Source organism: Streptomyces sp. NBC_00075, from assembly GCF_045041225.1.
Classification (GTDB): domain Bacteria; phylum Actinomycetota; class Actinomycetes; order Streptomycetales; family Streptomycetaceae; genus Streptomyces; species Streptomyces adonidis.
Genome location: NZ_CP108243.1, coordinates 795,529 through 811,339 on the forward strand (window position 1 = coordinate 795,529; position 15,811 = coordinate 811,339).

General features: G+C 71.6%; 15 protein-coding genes. 9 read left to right on the forward strand and 6 right to left on the reverse strand.

Features of this window, described 5'->3' with window-relative positions:
• Window positions 1-8: 8 nt before the first annotated feature.
• Entirely contained in the window at window positions 9-1,946 is a 1,938-nt protein-coding gene (locus tag OG787_RS03555) for a ricin-type beta-trefoil lectin domain protein (RefSeq protein ID WP_405534263.1), read from the reverse strand.
• A gap of 495 nt (window positions 1,947-2,441) precedes the next feature.
• Entirely contained in the window at window positions 2,442-3,446 is a 1,005-nt protein-coding gene (locus OG787_RS03560) for a helix-turn-helix domain-containing protein (RefSeq protein WP_369032754.1), read from the reverse strand.
• A 63-nt stretch (window positions 3,447-3,509) separates the two neighbouring features.
• On the opposite strand from OG787_RS03560, the gene OG787_RS03565 reads away from it, so the two are divergent.
• On the forward strand, window positions 3,510-4,349 hold the full coding sequence (locus tag OG787_RS03565; protein WP_369032753.1) for a phytanoyl-CoA dioxygenase family protein: 840 nt from the start codon (window positions 3,510-3,512) through the stop codon (window positions 4,347-4,349).
• A gap of 19 nt (window positions 4,350-4,368) precedes the next feature.
• Here OG787_RS03565 and OG787_RS03570 read toward each other — a convergent pair whose 3' ends face one another.
• Window positions 4,369-4,965 carry a hypothetical protein gene (locus OG787_RS03570; protein ID WP_405534264.1) on the reverse strand — a complete coding sequence of 199 codons (597 nt, stop codon included), beginning with the start codon at window positions 4,963-4,965 and terminating at the stop codon, window positions 4,369-4,371.
• Window positions 4,966-5,073: 108 nt separating this feature from the next.
• Window positions 5,074-6,042, reverse strand: a complete 969-nt coding sequence (locus OG787_RS03575; protein ID WP_369032751.1) for an aldo/keto reductase — start codon at window positions 6,040-6,042, stop codon at window positions 5,074-5,076.
• Between the two features lie 150 nt (window positions 6,043-6,192).
• On the opposite strand from OG787_RS03575, the gene OG787_RS03580 reads away from it, so the two are divergent.
• The 6 genes from OG787_RS03580 (at window position 6,193) to OG787_RS03605 (ending at window position 13,354) form a co-directional block, all read left to right on the forward strand.
• Window positions 6,193-7,050 (forward strand): endo alpha-1,4 polygalactosaminidase, encoded by an 858-nt coding sequence (locus OG787_RS03580; protein WP_405540402.1) that lies wholly within the window; start codon window positions 6,193-6,195, stop codon window positions 7,048-7,050.
• Between the two features lie 123 nt (window positions 7,051-7,173).
• Window positions 7,174-9,921 (forward strand): LuxR C-terminal-related transcriptional regulator, encoded by a 2,748-nt coding sequence (locus OG787_RS03585; protein WP_369032750.1) that lies wholly within the window; start codon window positions 7,174-7,176, stop codon window positions 9,919-9,921.
• Between the two features lie 99 nt (window positions 9,922-10,020).
• Window positions 10,021-10,845: an alpha/beta fold hydrolase gene (locus OG787_RS03590; protein ID WP_389350405.1), complete on the forward strand. Its 825-nt coding sequence runs from the start codon at window positions 10,021-10,023 to the stop codon at window positions 10,843-10,845.
• 23 nt (window positions 10,846-10,868) lie between these two features.
• A complete protein-coding gene (locus tag OG787_RS03595; protein ID WP_405540403.1) occupies window positions 10,869-11,696 on the forward strand; it encodes an alpha/beta fold hydrolase in 828 nt (275 codons plus the stop codon).
• Window positions 11,697-11,705: 9 nt separating this feature from the next.
• Window positions 11,706-12,503, forward strand: coding sequence for an alpha/beta hydrolase (locus OG787_RS03600; RefSeq protein WP_405534265.1), 798 nt, complete (start codon window positions 11,706-11,708; stop codon window positions 12,501-12,503).
• Window positions 12,504-12,562: 59 nt separating this feature from the next.
• Window positions 12,563-13,354, forward strand: coding sequence for an MBL fold metallo-hydrolase (locus OG787_RS03605; RefSeq protein WP_405534266.1), 792 nt, complete (start codon window positions 12,563-12,565; stop codon window positions 13,352-13,354).
• A gap of 4 nt (window positions 13,355-13,358) precedes the next feature.
• Here the strand turns inward: OG787_RS03605 and OG787_RS03610 are convergent, their stop codons facing one another.
• Entirely contained in the window at window positions 13,359-13,898 is a 540-nt protein-coding gene (locus OG787_RS03610) for a flavoprotein (RefSeq protein ID WP_369032746.1), read from the reverse strand.
• A gap of 158 nt (window positions 13,899-14,056) precedes the next feature.
• On the opposite strand from OG787_RS03610, the gene OG787_RS03615 reads away from it, so the two are divergent.
• Complete coding sequence (locus tag OG787_RS03615) at window positions 14,057-14,689, forward strand: LysE/ArgO family amino acid transporter (protein ID WP_405534267.1); 633 nt, start codon at window positions 14,057-14,059, stop codon at window positions 14,687-14,689.
• Window positions 14,690-14,711: 22 nt separating this feature from the next.
• Here the strand turns inward: OG787_RS03615 and OG787_RS03620 are convergent, their stop codons facing one another.
• Window positions 14,712-15,152 (reverse strand): nuclear transport factor 2 family protein, encoded by a 441-nt coding sequence (locus OG787_RS03620; protein WP_369032744.1) that lies wholly within the window; start codon window positions 15,150-15,152, stop codon window positions 14,712-14,714.
• A 146-nt stretch (window positions 15,153-15,298) separates the two neighbouring features.
• Here OG787_RS03620 and OG787_RS03625 point away from each other — a divergent pair, with 146 nt between their 5' ends.
• Window positions 15,299-15,748, forward strand: a complete 450-nt coding sequence (locus OG787_RS03625; RefSeq protein ID WP_369032743.1) for a nitroreductase family deazaflavin-dependent oxidoreductase — start codon at window positions 15,299-15,301, stop codon at window positions 15,746-15,748.
• The last annotated feature ends 63 nt before the right edge of the window (window positions 15,749-15,811 follow it).

The window sequence follows — 15,811 nt, forward strand, 5'->3', positions numbered from 1 at the left end:
CCCGGTGGTCAGTGGCCTCCCCAGCCGCCGTATCCACCGCCGTAGCCGTAGCCGCCGTATCCGTAGCCGTAGTTGTTGCCGTTGTTCCCGTACTGCCCGTTGGAGGAGCAGGCGTAGTAGCCGTAGTAGTAGCAGGGCACGTTGGACGGGTACGAGGCCGATGGGTTCGGCTGGGCCGTCGACGGGGTCGCGGTCGGCTCGGACGCTGTGGGGGTGGGGGTCGGAGTCGCCGTCGGGGTCGGTGAGGGCTTGGGGCTCTTCTTGACGACCGGGGCGGTGGACTCGGTGGCCGCGTCCCAGTTGACGGCCTCCATCTGGAGCGAGGGCGACGAGGAGTCGAAGACCCAGTGCTGGTCGGCGGACTCCTCGCGGGTCTTGAGGACCAGCGCGGTCTTGCTCTTGGCGTCGGCGGGCGTCAGCGCCAGGTCCTGGTCCCAGCGCGGGACCAGAGTGCCCTGGAGGGTGAAGTCGTAGCGCACGTTCTTGGTGGCGGGCTGGGCGGTGCCCGTGCACGGGGCCAGCTGGACGGAGTAGCCGAGGTGGGAGTCGAGGCAGAGGTCCGGGGCGGCGATGCTGCGCAGCAGGCCGTCCTTCTCGTACGCCCACTGCTGGCCGGCCGCCGACGAGCAGCCGGTCAGCTCGGTCTCCGCGCCCTTGACGGGCTTGCCGCCGACGACGCCGATGCACAGTCCGGACTCGACGTTGTGCAGCCGGCCGAGCAGGGCGCCCTTCGTGGTCTCCCCGGCGCCGATCCAGGAGGGGTCGTTGTCGGAGGTGCCGGAGCCGTTGGTGGCGGTGTCCGAGGGGCTGGTCTCGGCCGTCGGGCCCTCGTCGTCGCCCTGGCCGAGGGCGTTCCACAGGACCAGCGGGAGGAGGACCAGCGCGCTCACGGTCGCGACGGCGAGGGCTCGGTTGCGGCGGCGGACCGCGCGCCGGGCCGCCTTGTGCGCGGAGCGGTGCGATCCGGGGCGGACGACCAGTTCGGTGGAGACGGGTGCCGTGGTGGGCATGGGCGGGGCCTGGGCCAGGACACGCGGCACCGGGAGCAGGCTCTCGACCGTGGCGATCTCGACGATCGGGGCCTGCTCGACCTCCACGATGGCGCTCTCGGCGGCACGTCCCGGGCGTGACTCCAGGTAGGCGCGCGCACCCCAGCCGAGCACGCCCTCGGCCAGCGCGAGGGCGAGGTCGCCGTTGAACTGGTTCAGCTGGTCGGCGGCGTACCGGCAGTGCTTGCAGTCGGCGAGGTGCTTGGCCAGATCGGGGTCGACGTCGAGGCTGCGGCGCCGGCAGGTGACGTCGATCAGCCGGATGTAGCGGCGGCACTCGTCGCGGGGCACGACCTCGCGGTGGACGTGCAGGCACTCCTCGCGCAGGCGGCCACGGGCCCGCCCGAGTTCCACGGCGGCGTCCGCCATGCTCAGGCCCAGCAGGGCGGCGGGTATCTCCAGCGGTTCGCCCTCGACCTCCGCGTGCCACAGCAGACAGCGCGCGGACTGCGAGAGGTTCTGGAACGCCCTGGAGAGCAGCCGCCGGTCGGGGGCGGGCAGCAGTCGGGCGGCGACGCGGTTCCCGCCGCCGGGTGTGGTGCGCAGCTCGGGGTGGAGCATCTCGTGGCGGTGGTCGCTCTCCCACTCGGCCGCGAGACGACGGACGGTGACCAGGAGTTGGGGCCGCCACGCGGAGGTCGGGCCGTTGTGCCTGAGGGATTCCCCGAAGAGGCGGGTGAACGCGGCGGTGGTCAGCATTCCGGCGGGGCGCGCGCCACTGGTGCACAGACGGGCGTAGGCGAAAGCTGCTTCCCAGTGCCGGTCGAGCAGTTCACCGACGGGATGGAGTGCGGGCGTCGTCCCCGTCCACTTCGTCAGCTCGGCGCTGAGTTCGACATCCGAAGCGTCGTAAGCCGGAGCTGGGGTTGGGGAATTCGACAGGCCTGCGTCTTTCACGTCTGCATTCCTCCACGGACAACGCGGGTTTTAGTCCATACCTAGCGGTATGCGACCCGGCCGACGAAACGACAGGATCGGACCAAACGGGGAATCGGCATCGCGAACGCCCGCAGCGGACAGCTCTTTTGGAGCGGGGAGCCAACGGGGACGCCGCGTACGTGCAGGGGGAAAAGAGACTGTCCGCACGCCGACGTGCACACCTTTGCACAGCTCATCGAGCTGGAACAAGAGATCACGCCGTTTTCCGCATTCCAGCACGGACTAATGCAGTTGACGGCGTGTCAATGGGATGCATCTTTTGGGATTGCCACTGTATCAACATCCTCATTGCAAACGGTATTCACTTCGCTCAGGGCTGTTTCGCAACCATTGGCGGTAGTCCACCACCGGTGGCGCAAAACCGTCTGTCCACGCCGTCCCGCCGGCACTTCCTGTGCGTTTCCCCAGCTCACGTTCCGGGTGTGTGGTAGATCCCGGCAACACACGGCGCCGTCACGGGAGTTGACCGGTTCCTTCACCTCGCGGCCCAGGAGCCACCACAGAACCAATAGCGTCATCGGTTACCGCTGGTACGCGCCTGCACAGCGTCCGGTACGCGCCCGGCGGCGTCCCATGGCGTTCGCGGAACACCCGGTTGAAGTGGAACGGGCTGGCGAAGCCGGAGGCGACGGCGACGCGTTCCACCGGCAGGTCGGTGACCTCCAACAGCCGGGCCGCATGGCTCAGTCGGGCCTCGCGCAGTGCCCGCATCGGGGACCTGCCGAGCTGCTCGGTGAAGAGGTGCGCGAACCGCGAGGGCGAGAGCGCGACGCCCTCGGCGAGCGACCGGACGGTGTGCGGGGCGGCGGGATCGGCGGCGATGAGGGCTTCCGCGCGGCTCACGCGGGCGTCGATTCCCGGCCGTTGTGGAAGGGGCCGGGCGGCCGCCGAGGCGAGCAGGACGATTTCCTCCAGGGAACAGAGGGCGAGTTCCCGGGCGGCGGTGCCGTGTGCGACGGCTATCGGACTCTCGGGCGCAGACGGAACAGCGGAATCGGGTGGGTAATTGGGCGGCCTTGTGCCGCTGCCCGGCCAGCGGGCGTCGGACAGCATTCGGGCGAAAGCGGTCGCCATCCGGTCGTGCAGGGCGTCCGGGACGGGAGCGACGACATACATGCCGTCGCCGACGGCGTACGGGCTCAGCCAGGGCGTCCAGGACGGGCGGGCCTGACAGTGCGCCCACCAGAACCGCCAGTGCCGGGCGCCCGGTCGGACCTGATAGCGGTGGCGCACTCCGGGGCCGAGGACGACCAGGTCCCCGGCGCCGGCCCGCACCCCGGCCGCGCCCTGCGTCAGCAGCCCGTGGCCGCCGGTCGTCCAGGTGAACAGCCAGCTGTCGGCGCCCTGCGGCCGGTTGACCGCGTACCCCGGTCCCTCGTCGTAGCGCCCGACGGTCACCAGGCCGGGCGGTGGTGCAGGGACGGCGGTCTCGGGCAATCCGTCAGCGTTCACAGGCATCCTCCCCCGGGGCACGGCACCCCTAGTGTGACGGCGAGTCGCAGCGGACCGAAGGAGTGGACGATGACAGTCACAGGCATCAGCGCCGCTGGCGCTCCCATCCTGCCGGAGGAGGGGCGCCGACGGTTCGAGGAGGACGGATTCACCGTCGTACGGGGTCTGTTCGGGTACGAGGAGATCGCCGCGCTCCGTGCCGGGTTCACGGCGCTGCACGCGGCCGGTCCGGTGCCGGGGCATTTCGAGCCGCGGCCGTCCGGGCAGGACGGGCGTCCGGCCGACCCCTTGGACGCGTATCCGCGCGTGATGCAGCCGCACGAGTTCCACGAGCCGTCGCTCTCCCTGTTGCTGGACCCCCGGCTGCGCGCCGTTCTCGAGGTGCTGCTCGGTGAGGAGGTGCTGGCCGCGCAGAGCATGTTCTATTTCAAGCCGCCGGGTGCCCGGGGGCAGGCGCTGCACCAGGACAACTTCTACCTCCGCGTCGAGCCGGGGACCTGTGTGGCCGCGTGGATCGCCTGCGAGCCGATCGACCGGGACAACGGCGGCCTGGAGGTCGTGCCGGGCACGCACCGGATGGACCTGTTCTGTCCGGAGGAGGCGGACGCCGGGGTGTCCTTCGCCCGGGAGTACGTGCCCCCGCCGCCCGGTCTGGCCACGGTGCCGGTCGACATGGCGCCGGGTGACGTCCTCTTCTTCAACGGCAGCCTGGTGCACGGCTCACAGCCCAACCGCAGCGCCGACCGGTTCCGCCGCTCGTTCATCGGGCACTACGTGGGCCGCTCGGCCGAGCGGATCGGCCACTTCTACCGCACGATCTCCATGGACGGCGACCGGGTCCGGCTGCGCGAGAGCGAGGGGGCGGGGCCGTGCGGTACGGAGTTCGGGGCGGCGTCGGCGCCGCACTGACGGCGGCGCCCGGTCTGCGTCAACCGACCTCGGCGGCCTCGGTCAGCACCGCGAGCCGGGGTCGTACGGCGCGCAACCGGCACCGTATGTCCTCGGCCTCCGCGTGCAGCCGGCGCCCGCGCGACGCGACCTCGGCCCGTCTCGCGACCGTGGTGCGGCCGTCGGACAGTCGGTCCAGCTCGCCCTCCAGCGTGCGCAGGGCACGCCCGAGCGAGCGGCTGCGGACGCCGTCGTCGGCCAGGCTGTCGAGGTCGCGCCGGGCCGCAGCCGTCGACTCCGCGGCGTCGGTGAGGATCGGCCGGCACCCGGTGCGGAACCGCGCGAGGACGTCGAAGAGTTCGGCACGCTCGTCCTCGCCGTCGCGGTGGCTGTCGAGGATCCCGTCCCAGGTGCCGGACCGCCCCCAGAACACCGTTGCCGCTCCGTCCAGTCGGGCCGCCGTGTCGTGCCCGCTGAGCGGGGTCCACGCGTCGAGATCGGTGAAGTGGTCGGCGTAGAAGGTGACGTGCCGGGTGAGGACCTCCTCGGTGCCCGCCACCAGTTGCCGGCACTGCGCGCGGTTCAGGCCGATCCGCTCGTCGATGAGCCGCCGCGTCCCGCAGCGCCTCCTCCGCACGCCCGAGCGCCTGCTCCCGCTTCCGTCCGCCCCGCCCCGCCCCCACGGCCACATACGCCGCCCCCTCCCCGCATGCGGCCCGATCATGCCATGACCGGTCCGGAGCGGTCAGTGGCCGCTGATCGGGTGCGGGGTGTACGGCTGCCCGAGTTCCTCGATCTCCTTGTCGGTCAGGTCGAGGTCCACGGCGGCCACCGCGTCGTCGATGTGGTGCGGCTTGGTCGCGCCGACGATCGGGGCGGTCACCGGGCTCTGGCGGAGCAGCCAGGCAAGGGCCACCTGCGCACGCGGGACGTCCCTCTGGGCAGCGATCCGGGCGACCGCCTCGACGATCGTGCGGTCGCCCTCCGGGTAGAGGGTGCGGCCGAAGTCGTCGCGTTCGCTGCGCCCGGTGGCGGTGCCCCAGTCTCGGGTGAGCCGGCCACGGGCGAGCGGGCTCCACGGCAGGACGCCGACGCCCTGGTCGGCGCAGAGGGGCAGCATCTCGCGCTCCTCCTCACGGTAGAGGAGGTTGTAGTGGTTCTGCATGGACACGAACCGGGTCCAGCCGTGCTCCCGGGCCGTGTACTGGGCCTTCGAGAACTGCCAGGCGTACATCGAACTCGCCCCGATGTAGCGGGCCTTGCCCGCCTTGACGACGTCGTGCAGCGCCTCCATCGTCTCCTCGACCGGGGTGACGGAGTCGTAGCGGTGGATCTGGTAGAGGTCCACGTAGTCGGTGCCGAGGCGGGTGAGGCTGTGGTCGATCTCGGCGAGGATCGCCTTGCGGGACAGACCGCCGCCGTTGGGCCCGGGCCGCATCCGGCCGTGCACCTTCGTGGCCAGCACGATCTCGTCCCGGCGGGCGAAGTCGGCTAGGGCCCTGCCGACGATCTCCTCGCTGGTGCCGTCGGAGTAGACGTTCGCCGTGTCGAAGAAGTTGATCCCGGCGTCGAGGGCCTGGCGGATCAACGGCCGCGACGCCTCCTCGTCGAGGGTCCACTCGTGGGCGCCGCGATCGGGAAGGCCGTAACTCATACAGCCCAGACAGATCCGCGACACGTCCAGACCGGTCGAACCGAGCTTCACATACTGCATCGTTGCTGCTCCCGCCTTCGGCTGACGTCACGGGTACGAGAGCGAGCGTACGTCCTGGCGTGATCACCGGCTCGTGCGGTCTCGGACGTCCGCGCACCGGGGGCTCGCTTGACTGCGGGCGTGCCGGGCGCTTTGATCTTGGTCGTGTGCATCGAGTCCGGCCCAAGTCGCCAGCAGCGCCACGGTGTCCGGGGCGGGATCGTGCTGGCGGCCGTCTGCGCGGCCCTGTGGGGGCTGACGGCGTGCGGTTCGCCGCCGAAGGCGAACGACGAGGACGAGCCCCGGTCGACGCCCTCGGCGGAGATCCGGCTGCCGCCGCTGCACGCCGGTTTCGACTACCAGATCGGCGGCGCCTACCGTCCTCCGGCGGGTGTGCGCATCGTCAGCCGCGACCGTACGGCGGCTCCCGCGCCCGGCCTCTACAACATCTGCTACGTCAACGCCTTCCAGGCCCAGCCGGGCGCCGAGAAGTCCTGGCCCGCCGATCTGCTGCTGCGGGACTCCGGCGGTGAGGTCGTCATCGACGAGGACTGGGACGAGGCGCTGCTCGACATCGGTACGGCGGCGAAGCGGAAGCGGATCGCGGCGCGGGTGAACGAGTGGATCGACGGCTGCGCCGACAAGGGCTTCGACGCGGTGGAGCCCGACAACTACGACAGCTACACCCGCTCCGACGACCTCCTGACCGCCGCCGACGCCACCGCCTTCATCACCCTGCTCTCCCGGCACGCGCACGCCCGTGGGCTGGCCATCGGGCAGAAGAACACCGTGGAACTGGCCGGACTCAGGAAGAAGGCCGGACTGGACTTCGCGGTCGCGGAGGAGTGCGGCGAGTTCGACGAGTGCGGGGAGTACGCGGAGGCGTTCGACGACCGGGTCGTGGTGATCGAGTACACCGACTCCGGACTGCGCAAGGCCGTCGCGAAATTCGGTGGCCGACTGAGCATCGTCCGCAGGGACGTCGACGTGTCGACGCCGGGCACCGATGGATATATCCGCCGGAGTTGAGGGCGGAACCAGGACATTGCCCTCCGATCGGGCACTGGTCCTGCTTGAATGTGAGGGCTTCACAGAAACCGCACAATCAGCCGTCCCCGGCCTCCGACCGGGGTCCTCCTGAAGGGTGTTGGGTTGATCCTCAAAGGGCGTGCGGCAGAAGGGGCGTTACTCGACGGTCTCGTCGGCGACCTCCGCGCGGGACTGAGCCGGGTCGTGCTGCTGCGCGGTGACGCCGGGATCGGGAAGACCGTACTGCTCGACCACGCGGCGACCGAGGCAGCCGAGTTGAGGGTGCTGCGCATCGCGGGTGTCGAGGCGGAGACCGGTTTCCCGTTCGCGGCCCTGCACCGGCTGCTCGTACCGTTCCTGGAGGGGCTCAAGGAGCCCGGTCCGCTGTCGGAGGCCCAGCGCGAGGCGTTGCGGGTGGCCTGCGGACTGGCCGACGGGCCGCCCGCCGACGGTTTCCTCGTCGGGCTCGCGACCCTCACCCTCCTCGCCGAGGCGGCGAAGCGGCGGCCGGTGCTGGCGCTCGTGGACGACGCCCAGTGGCTGGACGAGGAGACCCTGGGCGTGCTGGCGTTCGTCGGGCGCCGGATGCACGCGGAGGGCGTCGGGCTGCTGTTCGCCGCGCGCACCGGGTTCGACGTACCGGCGGGGCTGCCCGTCACCGAAGTCACCGGGCTGGCCGAGCCGTTCGCGCTGGAGCTGCTGCGCGAGACCGTCGCCGGACCGCTGGACGCGCGGGTCGCGGCGCGGATCGTGACCGCCACCGCCGGAAACCCCCTCGCGCTGGCGGACCTCGGCCAGGAACTGTCCGCAGACCAGCTGGCCGGCGGCCTCGCGCTGCCCGAACCCCTGCCGGTGGGCGGGCGGTTGGAGGCGCACTACCTGCAACGGGTGCGCGCACTGCCCAAGGCCACGCAGACCTGGCTGCTGCTGGCCGCCGCCGAACCGGGCGGCGACCTCGGCTATGTCACTGGCGCGGCCGAGCGGCTCGGCATCGGCCCCGAGGCGTCCGGCCCGGCCGAGACCGCCCGGCTGGTGGTGCTGCGGGCCACCGGCGCATTCCGGCATCCGCTGGTGCGTTCCGCGGTGTACGGGGGTGCCACCAGCGTGGAGCGGCGGCGCGCCCACCGTGCGCTGGCCGAGGCCACCGACCGGCCCGCCGACAGCGACCGGCGGGCCTGGCATCTGGCCGCCGCCGCGCTCGGCCCCGACGCCGGGGTCGCGGCGGAGGTGGAGCGCGCGGCCGACCGGGCGGGCGCCCGGGGCGGATTCGCGGCCCGCGCGACCTTCCTCACCCGGGCCGCCGAGCTGACACCCGAGGACGGTGCCCGGGCCGGACGGCTGCTCGCGGCGGCCGAGGCCGCGCTGCGCGCCGGGGCGCCCCTTCAGGCGGAGTCGCTGGTCGACGCGGTGGACGTCGGTCCGCTCGACGCGGTGGGCCGGGGCCGGATCCTGCTGGTCCGGGCCTACGCGGTCCTGGCGCTGGGCGACGCGGACTCCTTCTCACGGGCACCCTCGCTGTGTCTGCGGGCCGCGCTGCTGCTCATCGAGGGGGCGCCGGAGCTGGCCCGCGAGGCGTTCCTCCAGGCGATCCACGGCGTCATCACCGCGGAGCACCTCAGCCGGGACACCTCACCGGCCGAGGTCGCCCGGGCCATCGAGACGCTCGTCCCGCGTTCCGGGTCGGCCACCGGCGTCGATCTCGTGCTGCGCGCGTTCGCCGTGCTGGCCCTCGACGGCTACGAGAGCGCAGTCCCGCATCTGCGGCAGGCCTGCGCGATGGTGCTGGACCCGCGCACGCCCGACGAGCAGGTACTGCGCGCCTTCCTGCCCACCGTCACCATGTCGATGATCCGGTGGGACGAGCGGACACAGACCGCGATCATGCGCCGGGCCGCGGACGTGGCCCGGGCCACCGGCGCGCTCACCCAGCTGGACACCGCCCTGTACTGCTGGGTGATGTCCGAGACGAACCTCGGCCAGTTGTCCGCCGCCGACGCCCTGCACGCGGAGGGCAACCAGATCCGCGCGGCGATCGGCGCCACCGACGACGTCTGGGCGATCTACCGGCATCCCGAACTCCTCGCCTGGCACGGCGACGCCGACGGCCTCGACACCGTTCTGCGAGGTTCGATGGAGGCGGGCACCTGGCTCGGCAACGGCGCGGTCGAATCCATCGCCCGCATCGGGATGACCGTGCTGGCCCTGAGCCGCGGCGACTACGCCACCGCCCGCGACCACTCCCTCGCACTGGTCGAGCACGACGCGTACGGCATCCACTCCCGGCTCCTCCCCCATCTCGTCGAGGCGGCCGTACGCTGCGGCGACCGCGTCCTCGCCACGACCGCCCTGGGGACCCTCACCTCCCGGGCGACGGCCGCCGACACCCCGTGGGGACTGGGGTTGCTGGCCCGCTGCCGGGCCCTGCTCGCCCCGGCCGACGAGGCCGAACCGCTCTACGCCGAGGCGATCGCCCTGCTGTCCGGGACCCGGGCCCGGTCCGATCTGGCGGTCGCCCACCTCCACTACGGCGAGTGGCTGCGCCGCCGCAAGCGCCGCAAGGACGCCCGCGAGCAACTCCGTACGGCGGTGAGCCTGTTCGACGCGATGGGCGCCACGGGCTTCTCGGCGCGCGCCGCCCAGGAACTGGCCGCGACGGGCGAACACCCCCGGCGCGGATCGGCCGGAACAGCCAGCGCGCTCACCCCGCAGGAACTCACCGTCGCCCGTCTCGCGAAGGGCGGCGCGACCAACGCCGAGATCGCCGCCCAGCTGTTCATCAGCGCCAGCACCGTCGACTACCACCTGCGGAAGATCTTCCGGAAGCTCGATGTGACGTCCCGGCGGCAGCTCGCCCAGGCCCCGGGACTCTGATCCGGGGTCACAACTACGCGCTCCACGGGATACGGGGGCCCGCCGGCCCCGACGACGATCAGGGGGTCGGACAAGTCCCGCAGACGGGAGCACACCCCCATGCCATACGTCACCGCAGCGGACGGCGCGGAGATCTTCTACAAGGACTGGGGCCAGGGCCGCCCGGTCGTCCTGGCCCACGGCTGGCCGCTCAATTCGGACAGCTGGGAGGCACAGCAACTGTTCCTGGCCACCCATGGCTTCCGGGCGATCGCGCACGACCGGCGCGGTCACGGCCGTTCCACGCAGACCTGGCACGGCAACGAGATGAACACGTACGCCGACGACCTGGCCACCCTCATCGACACCCTCGACCTGCGGGACGTGACCCTGATCGGGTTCTCGACCGGCGGCGGCGAGGTCGCCCGCTATGTCGGCCGGCACGGCACCGGGCGCGTCGCACAGCTCGCGCTGGTGTCCGCCGTACCGCCGTTCATGCTGAAGACGGACGACAACCCGGGCGGCGTCCCGGGCGAGGTGTTCGACGGGATCCGGGCCGGTTCGCTGGCCGACCGCTCGCAGCTGTACCGGGATCTCGCCGACGGGCCGTTCTTCGGCAACAACCGGCCCGGCGCGAACGTCTCGCAGGGCATCCGGGACGCCTTCTGGCGGCAGAGCCTCCAGGCCGGGCACCGCAACGCCTACGAGAGCATCGCCGCCTTCTCGGCCACCGACTTCCGCGCCGACCTGGACGCTTTCGACGTGCCGACGCTGGTCGTGCACGGCGACGACGACCAGGTCGTGCCGATCGACGTCGGCGGCAGGGCGTCGGCGGCCCGGATCAAGTCGGCCACGCTCAAGGTCTATCCGGGCGCGCCGCACGGCATCACGGACACGCACAAGGACCAACTGAGCGCGGATCTCCTCGACTTCCTCAACTCCTGATCCCCGGAAGGAACTTCGTGAGCATGCGACTCCACCGCACCCTGGGCACGGTCCTCGCGAGCTGCGCCCTGGTCTTCGGTCTGACCGGCGCCGTCGCACACTCCTCCCCCGCGCCCGCCTCGGCGGAGAAGGGCGCCCCCAAGCCGACCGTCGTGCTCGTGCACGGTGTGTTCGCCGACGCGTCGGGCTGGAACGCCACGATCAAGTCCCTTCAGGACGCCGGCTTTCCGGTGATCGCCCCGGCCAACCCGCTGCGCGACCTGACCGCCGACTCCGCTTATGTCTCGTCGGTCGTGGCGAGCATCCCCGGGCCGGTGATCCTGGTCGGCCACTCCTACGGCGGCGAGGTGGTCACCAACGCGGCGCGCGGCCGGGCCAACGTCAAGGCGCTGGTGTACGTCGCCGCCTTCGCGCCCGACCAGGGCGAGACCGCGCTGGACCTGGCCGGGAAGTTCCCCGGCAGCAAGCTGCCGGAGTCCCTGCTGGTACGGACGTATCCGCAGCCGGGCGCCGCCGACGGCCACGACGGCTACATCGACCCGGCGAAGTTCCACGACGTCTTCGCCCAGGACCTGCCGAGGAAGACGACCCAGGTCATGGCGGCGGCCCAACGCCCGGGCAGCCTCGAAGGGCTGAGCAGCGGCAGCGGCGCACCGGCCTGGAAGACCCTGCCGTCCTGGTACGTCATCCCGACCGCCGACAACGTCATCCCGCCCGCCGTCCAGCGCTTCATGGCCGAGCGGGCCGGCAGCCGGACCGTCGAGGTCAAGGGCGCCTCGCACGTGGTGATGATGTCCCGTCCGGAGGTCGTCGTCCGCCAGATCAAGGCCGCGTACCGCGCCACCGACTGAGGAGCACCGATGAGCACTCCCGACACCATCGTCCTGATCCACGGCTTCTGGGTGACACCCCGCAGCTGGGAACACTGGGTCGACCACTACGAGAAGCGCGGCTACCGCGTCCTCGCGCCCGCCTACCCGGGCTTCGAGGTGGAGGTCGAGTCACTGAACGCCGACCCGACGCCGGTCGAGCAGGTCACGGTCCCGCAGATCGTCGAGACCCTGGAGAACGTCGTCCGTTCCCTGGACAAGCCGCCGATCCTCATCGGCCACTCCGCGGGCGGTGTCTTCGTCCAGCTTCTGCTCGACCGGGGCCACGGAGCGGCGGGCGTGGCGATCAACTCGGCGCCGACCGAAGGGGTGGCGGTGCTGCCGCTGACCCAGATCAAGGCGGCCTTCCCGGTCCTCAAGAACCCGGCCAACCGGCACCGGGCGGTCGGTCTGAACTTCGAGCAGTGGCACTACGCGTTCACCAACACGTTCGAGGAGGCCGAGTCCCGGCGACTGTACGAGCGGTACGCGGTCCCGGCGTCCGGCAGCATCTTCTTCGACAGCGCCCTGGCCACCCTGCGCCCCGGCCACCAGAGCACGTACGTCGATTACCACAACGACGACCGCGCACCTCTGCTGTTCGTCTCGGGCGAGCTGGACCATCTGATGCCGCCCAAGGTTCAGCAGTCCAACGCCAAGCACTACAAGTCGAAGACGGTCACGGAGATCAAGGAGTACGAGGGACGGCCGCACCTGCTTCCCGCCGCGCCCGGCTGGGAGCAGATCGCGGACGACGTGCTGGAGTGGGCGGGCCGGCACACCGGTTGACCGCGCGAAACCGACGGAATGAATGATCGGCAACCCGGCGTCCAGAAGGGGATCTCCGTATGACCGAGGCCCGCGTCACGCACATCGGCGGACCGACCACGCTGATCGAGGCGGGCGGCTGGCGGCTGCTGACGGATCCGACGTTCGACCCGCCCGGCCGGCGCTACTCCTTCGGCTGGGGCACCTCGTCGGTGAAGACCTCGGGACCGGCGCTCGCAGCCACCGAACTCCCCTCACTGGACGCCGTGTTGCTGACCCACGACCACCATGGCGACAACCTCGACACAGCGGGCCGGGCCCTGCTGCCCGGGGTGGACGTCGTCCTGACCACACCGTCCGGGGAGCGCAGGCTGGGCGGCAACGCGCACGGCCTCGCCCCCTGGACGACGTACCGCCTGACCGCCCCGGGTCGCCCGACGGTCGAGGTCACGGCGACCCCGGCCCGGCACGGCCCGCCGCTCTCACGCCCGGTGGTCGGCGAGGTGACGGGCTTCGCCCTGCGCTGGGAGGGGCAGCGGCACGGCGCGCTGTGGATCTCCGGGGACACCGTCCTGTACGACGGTGTGCGCGAGGTCGCCCGCCGGCTGACCGTCGGCACGGCGCTCCTGCACCTCGGTGGCGTCCGCTTCCCGCTGACCGGCCCCCTGCGCTACACGATGACGGCGGCCCAAGCGGTGTCCCTGTGCGGCGAGTTGAGACCTCGGACCGCGCTGCCCGTCCACTACGAGGGCTGGCGGCACTTCCAGGAGGGCCGCCGGTCGATCGAGACGGAACTGGCGAAGGCGCCCGACGACATCCGGAAGCGGTTCCGCTGGCTGCCGATGGGAGCACCGCTGGACATCACCGTGTGACCGATCACCGTGTGACGAGCAGCTCCAGTCCTCGCTCCCACCCGAACTCCGGCCGCACGTCGCCCTCTTGGACGTCTCCGGCGTACGGATCCCCGAACCGCACCCCCATCCCGCGCAGCCGTTCCAGACTCGCCCGGTACGCGGGATGGGCGGCCAACGCGTCGCCCACGCACGGCAGTACGGCGATCGGCACGCCCATCCCGTACACCTCGCACAGCGTGCCCAGCGCGAGGGTGTCGGCGATTCCGGCCGCCCACTTGTTGAGGGTGTTGAAGGTGGCGGGCGCGACGAGCACGGCGTCCGGCGCCGGGAAGGGCCGCGGATCACCGGGCTTGCGCCACGCGGACCGGATCGGGCGTCCGGTCTGTGCCTCGACGGCTGCCGGGTCGAAGAATCCCATCGCGAGAGGCGTCGCGATGACCCCGACCTCCCAGTCGCGTTCCTGCGCGGCGGTGATCAACTTGCTGATGTCGGAGGCGATTCCGGCGGCGCAGACGATGACGTAGAGGAAGGGCTTCGGGGCCTGTCGGGTCGTCTCGGTCATCCGGAAACCCTAAATGAGTTGCCGGTACCCGGTCTCCGCCTCCAGGATCACGCCATGTCTACGATCGATGCCCTCCTGCCGCTGATGTCCGCCGCCGCTCGTCCGGTGCGGTCCCAGCAGCAGCCCGGCCGTCCCCGGAGGCCCGTGCTTCCGCGCTCATGACGGCCGCGCTGGTCGCGGGGCTGCTCGCGGGGTACGGCATCGCCATCCCCGTCGGAGCGGTCACGACCTATCTCGTCTCCCTAACCGCCCGTACGACCCTCAGGACCGGTGTCTGTGCCGCTCTCGGCATCGCCACCGCCGACGGTCTCTACGCCCTGCTGGCCGCCCTCGGGGGTTCCGCGCTGGCCGGTGCCCTGGAACCGGTGCTGGTGCCACTGCGCTGGGCGTCCGCCCTGGTGCTGGCCGTGCTCGCGCTCCGGGGCGGGCTCGGCGCCCTGCGCCGGTACCGCGGCGGCGGGCTCTCCACCCGCGCCGACCCGACACCACCGAGTCCGCTCCGGGCGTTCCTCCTGCTGGTCGGCATCACGCTGCTCAACCCCACCACCGTGATCTACTTCGCCGCGCTGGTGCTCGGCAGCCGGGCCTCGGACGCCGTATCCCCTTGGGAACAAGGGGTGTTCGTGCTCGCGGCCTTCCTCGCCTCGGCCAGTTGGCAGCTGCTGGTCGCCTCCGGCGGCGCCCTGCTCGGCCGGGCGCTCACGGGTCGGCGCGGTCGGCTGGTGACGGCCCTCGTGTCCAGCGCGGTGATCATGGCGCTGGCCGTGCGGATGGTGGTGCAGCCGACATGACGCACGACCGCAGGCGTCTTTCTCAGTCGGCGTCCGGTGCGAAGGCCTGGGCGACGGCGAGGCTGTCCTCGTACACGTGATGGCGTACGACGAGACCGTCCCGCACGGTCAGGTGCAGGGCGAACCGGGCGCGGTAGGGGCGCCCGGTGGCCCTGGCCGTCTGCCGGATCTCGCCCAGAACGACCGCGTCCTCGCCGTCGACCAGTACCCGTTCGATCTCGGTGGCGGCCTCGCCCGGGACATGGTGGGCGGCCAGGTCGCGGAAGTGGGCGGCGGCGTCCGGGCGGCCGGCGCGGCGGCGGATCCACGGGGTGGCGGCGCGGCCGTGCTCGTCCTCGGGCCAGTTCAGCCGCCAGTCGAACTCCTCGGCGTACAGGGCCGCGATCCGCTCCGGGTCGCCCTCGCCGATCCGGGCCAGCAGGTCTGCGACGACGGAGCGGGTGGTGGTGGCTGCGGATGTCATGGGTCCCACTGTGGCCGAGGGCGCCGGACGGAGCGATTACCCCGCGGGTAAGGGCCGCTCCGTACGCGCCCGGATGAATCCGCTCCGCCCCGGTGTTGACCCCCGTGAACAGCAGCCACACACGACGACACGATGGGACGTGAGCCATGCCTCTTGAGGGCGAGTACGAAGCCAGTCCGACCCAGTGGGTGCGGGAGCAGGTGGAGTTGTACGAGAGCTCCGGCGGCACCAAGGGAACGACCCTGATGGACACCGGCATGCCGGTGATCCTGCTCACCACCCGGGGCGCCCGGAGCGGCAAGATCCGCAGGACACCGCTGATGCGGGTGGAGCACGACGGGGTGTACGCGGTGGTCGCCTCGCTGGGCGGCGCCCCCAAGCATCCGGTCTGGTACTACAACGTCCTCGCCGATCCGCACGTCGACCTCCAGGACGGGCCGGTGCGCCAGGACTTCGTCGCCCGTGAGGTGACCGGCGAGGAGAAGGCCGCGTGGTGGGAGCGGGCGGTCGCCGCGTATCCCCCGTACGCCGAGTACCAGCAGAAGACCGACCGCGAGATACCCGTGTTCGTCCTCGATCCCTTCGAAGGGAACTGACAACCGCGGGAAAAAAGAATTTCCGGTTCGGGGAGGCATGAAGTCTCCGGCCCCGGGCACCCG